The organism is Actinophytocola sp. (genome assembly GCF_035712165.1).
Taxonomy (GTDB): Bacteria; Actinomycetota; Actinomycetes; order Mycobacteriales; family Pseudonocardiaceae; genus DASYTH01.
In genome coordinates this window covers 1-3882 of sequence record NZ_DASTBH010000444.1, presented here as the reverse complement: position 1 = coordinate 3882, position 3882 = coordinate 1, and the positions used below count along the sequence as shown (strand labels likewise).

4 protein-coding genes are annotated in these 3882 nt (G+C 73.2%); 2 read left to right on the top strand and 2 right to left on the bottom strand.

What is annotated here, in order from left to right; all coding sequences use genetic code 11:
- Both VFO68_RS24890 and VFO68_RS24885 read right to left on the bottom strand, forming a co-directional pair.
- Nucleotides 1-628, bottom strand: a 628-nt coding sequence (locus VFO68_RS24890) for an SDR family NAD(P)-dependent oxidoreductase (RefSeq protein WP_325160797.1), incomplete at its 3' end; no start/stop codon positions are given.
- Nucleotides 625-1764 (bottom strand): acyl-CoA dehydrogenase family protein, encoded by a 1140-nt coding sequence (locus VFO68_RS24885; protein ID WP_325160796.1) that lies wholly within the window; start codon nt 1762-1764, stop codon nt 625-627. The genes VFO68_RS24885 and VFO68_RS24890, both read right to left, overlap by 4 nt.
- A 42-nt stretch (nt 1765-1806) precedes the next feature.
- On the opposite strand from VFO68_RS24885, the gene VFO68_RS24880 reads away from it, so the two are divergent.
- Together VFO68_RS24880 and VFO68_RS24875 are read left to right on the top strand one after the other, a co-directional pair.
- Entirely contained in the window at nt 1807-3342 is a 1536-nt protein-coding gene (locus tag VFO68_RS24880; protein WP_325160795.1) for a FadD3 family acyl-CoA ligase, read from the top strand.
- Nucleotides 3339-3882 (top strand): enoyl-CoA hydratase (locus tag VFO68_RS24875; RefSeq protein ID WP_325160794.1); only part of this gene is annotated, 544 nt, incomplete at its 3' end. The genes VFO68_RS24880 and VFO68_RS24875, both read left to right, overlap by 4 nt.

Here is a 3882-nt window from a genome sequence, read left to right as displayed (position 1 = left end):
CGGCCAGTTCGGCGAGCAGGGCGGGACTGGCCGCCTTGGCCAGGTTCGGGTGCATGGCCAGGCTCGGTGCGACCGCGTTGACCCGGATGCCGTGCCCGGCAACGTCCATGGCGGCGCACCGGGTCAGGGCCATCACGCCCGCCTTGGCAGCGGCGTAGTGCGCCTGGCCGCGCTGCGCCCGCCATCCGATCACGGAGGCATTGTTGACCACCGCGCCCCCGCCGCCCTGCTCGACCATCCGGCGCAGCGCCGCGCGGGTGCACCGGAAGGTGCCGGTCAGCGTGACGTCCAGGATCCGGGCCCAGTCCGTGTCGGTCATCTCCAGGATGGACGCCTCGCCGCCCAGCCCGGCGTTGTTGATCATCACGTCGACCCGCCCGAAGTGCCCGGCCGCGCCCTCGATCAGCCCGTCGACCTGGTCCTGCACGGTCACGTCGCAGGGCAGCGCGTGCACTCGGCCGGGGTGCGCGGCGGCCAGCTCGGCCGCGGTCTCGGCCAGCCGCCGCCGGTGCGCGTCGCTGACCACCACGGCGGCGCCCTCCTCGAGGCACCGCCGCGCGGCCGCCGACCCGATCCCGGTGCCTGCCGCGGCGGTGATCACGATGGTCTTGCCGGCCAGGAGGCTCATCCGCGCGGCTCCCTCGGCAGGCCGAGCACCCGTTCGGAAATGATGTTCCGCTGAATTTCGCTGGACCCGCCGTAGATCGTGTCGGCGCGGCTGAACAGGAACAGCCGCTGCCAGGTGCCGAGGTCGCCGTCGTGGGTCAGCGACGCGGCGCCGAGCACGTCCATGGCCAGCTCGCCGAGGCCGCGGTGCCAGGTGGACCAGAGCAGCTTGGCCACCGAGGCGGTGCCCGGCTCGGCCGAGCCGAGGGTGCGCAGGGCGTGCGCGCGCAGCACCTCCAGCCCGATCCGGGCCGTGGCGAGCCGCCGCGCCAGGTCCGGGTCGTCGGCGGCGCCGGTGCGCATCGCCAGGTCGGTCAGCGCGGCCAGCTCGCGGCCGAACCCGACCTGGGTGCCGACGGTGGCCACCCCGCGTTCGAAGGCGAGCGTGCCCATGGCCACCCGCCAGCCGTCGCCCGGCGCGCCCACCACCAGGTCGGCGTCGGTGCGGGCGCCGTCGAAGAACACCTCGTTGAACTCGGCGTCGCCAGTCAGTTGCACAATTGGACGGACTTCGACACCCGGCTGGCGCATCGGCACCAGCAGGTAGGACAGGCCGTCATGCCGGCCGCCGGGTGTGGTCCGGGCCAGCACGAAGCACCAGTCGGCGACGTGCGCGAACGAGGTCCACACCTTCTGACCGGTGATCACCCACTGCCCGCCGTCCACCGTGGCCGAGGTGGACACCGCCGCGAGGTCGGACCCGGCGCCCGGCTCGGAGTAGCCCTGGCACCACAACTCCCGCACCTCCCTTATCCGGGGCAGAAACCGTTGGCACTGCGCGGTTGTGCCGAATGCGATCAGGGTCGGTCCGAGCAGTTCCTCGCCGAAGTGGTTGACCCGGGCGGGCCCGCCGGCCTGCGCGTACTCCTCGTGGAACACCAGCTGGGCGTCCAGCGGCAGCCCGGCCCCGCCGTGCTCGGCCGGCCAGCCCAGGCAGGTCCACCCGGCCGCGGCGAGGTGCCGCTCCCAGGCCAGCCGCGCCTCGAACGCCTCGTTCTTGCGACCGGGACCGCCGGCCTCACGCAGCCCGGCGAACTCCCCGACCAGGTTGTCCGCCAACCATTCCCGCACTTCCCGCCGGAACGCGCCGAGGTCCATGACGGGTAGCCTACCAAGCATTTGCTCGGTAGCATGGGAGCGATGACTCCCGATGCCGCGACCATCCCCGGCGCGCTCGTCCGGGCGGCCGGACGGTTCGGCGACCGGGAGGCCGTCGCCGATCCCCACGGCGAGGTTCGGCGTAGCTACGCCGAACTGCTCGACCGGGCGCGCACCGTGGCCCGGGCCTTGGTCGCCGCCGGAATCCAGGCCGGCGACCGGGTCGCGCTCTGCTCCCCCAACACCCACCACTGGATCGAGGCGGCGCTGGGCGTGCTGTACGCCGGCGCGGTACTGGTGCCGGTCAACACCCGGTTCACCGGGCCGGAACTGCTCGACGTGGTGCGCCGCAGTGACGCCCGGGCGCTGTTCGTCGCCGGTCCGTTCCTCGGGGTCGACCGGCTCGAGCAACTCTGGCACGCGGGCCCGGCGCCCCGGCTCGAGGTGATCGTGCGGATCCCCATCGGTCCGGACGACGAGGGCGACTGGGCCGAGCTGACCGACCGGGCCGCCGCCGTGCCGGTGGCCCGGGCCGACGCGCGCGCCGCCGCGGTCCGACCGGACCAGGTCGCCGACATCCTGTTCACCTCGGGCACCACCGGGCGCAGCAAGGGCGCGATGAGCGCGCATCGCCAGTCCCTCGGCGTCGCGGCGGCCTGGGCGCACCGCGGTGGGTTGACCGAGGCCGACCGGTACCTGGTGATCAACCCGTTCTTCCACAGCTTCGGTTACAAGGCCGGCATCCTGGCCGCGCTGCACAGCGGCGCGGCGCTCGTGCCCCAGCTCGTCTTCGACGCCGGCCGGGCCATGCAACTCGTCGAGCGGGAGCGGATCACCGTGCTGCCCGGGCCCCCCACGCTGTACCAGACCCTGCTCGACCGTCCCGACCGGACGGACCGGGACCTGTCCTCGTTGCGGCTCGCGGTCACCGGCGCGGCGACCGTGCCGGTGGCGCTGGTCGAGCGGATGCGCGCGGAGCTGTCCTTCGAGGTGGTGCTGACCGCCTACGGGCTGACCGAGGCGGTGGTGGCCACCATGTGCTGCCCGGACGACGATCCGCGCACGGTCGCGCACACCTGCGGCCGGGCGGTGGCCGGCATGGCGGTGCGGATCGGCGACGCGGGCGAGATCCTGTTGCGCGGCCCCGACGTCATGCTCGGCTACCTGGACGACCCGCAGGCCACCCGGCAGGCGATCGACGCCGACGGCTGGCTGCACACCGGCGACGTCGGGCGGCTCGACGAGCGCGGCTATCTCACGATCACCGACCGGCTCAAGGACATGTACATCTGCGGCGGCTTCAACGTCTACCCGGCCGAGGTGGAGCAGGTGCTCGCCCGGCTCGACGGGCTGGCCGAGTCCGCGGTGGTCGGGGTCCCGGACGAGCGGCTCGGCGAGGTGGGCAAGGCGTTCGTCATCCCGGCGCCCGGCGCCACCCTCGACCCGGACGACGTGATCGCGTTCTGCCGGCAGCGGCTGGCCAACTACAAGGTGCCCCGGCAGGTGGAGTTCCGCTCCGAGCTACCCCGCAACCCGTCCGGCAAGGTCCTCAAACGACTGCTCAGGAGCCAACCATGAACCCGGTCGAGTACGAGCGGCGCGGACCGGCCGCGGTGGTGACCATGAACCGGCCCGAGTACCGCAACGCGCAGAACTCGGCGATGACCTACGCGCTGGACGCCGCGTTCGTCCGCGCCGTGGACGACGACGAGGTGCGGGTGATCGTGCTGGCCGGCGCCGGCCGGCACTTCTCGGCCGGCCACGACATCGGCAGCCCGGGCCGGGACGTGGACGTCTCGTTCGACCGCAAGGCCGTGCTGTGGTGGGACCACGTCGGCAGGCAGGGCGGGGACTCCCGCTACGCCAGGGAGATCGAGGTCTATCTGGGCATGTGCCGGCGGTGGCGGGAGATTCCGAAGCCGACCATCGCAATGGTGCAGGGCGCCTGCGTCGCCGGCGGCCTGATGCTGGCCTGGGTGTGTGACCTGATCGTCGCCGCCGACGACGCGTTCTTCGCCGATCCGGTGGTGCGCATGGGAATCCCGGGCGTCGAGTACTTCGCCCACCCGTGGATGGTCGGCCCCCGCGCGGCGAAGGAGATGCTGTTCACCGCCGGCC

What these genes read in the sequence shown, in the direction of transcription:
- VFO68_RS24885 (WP_325160796.1), bottom strand. Translation starts at nt 1,764, where the DNA reads ATGGACCTCGGCGCGTTCCGGCGGGAAGTGCGGGAATGGTTGGCGGAC.
- VFO68_RS24880 (WP_325160795.1), top strand. Translation starts at nt 1,807, where the DNA reads ATGACTCCCGATGCCGCGACCATCCCCGGCGCGCTCGTCCGGGCGGCC.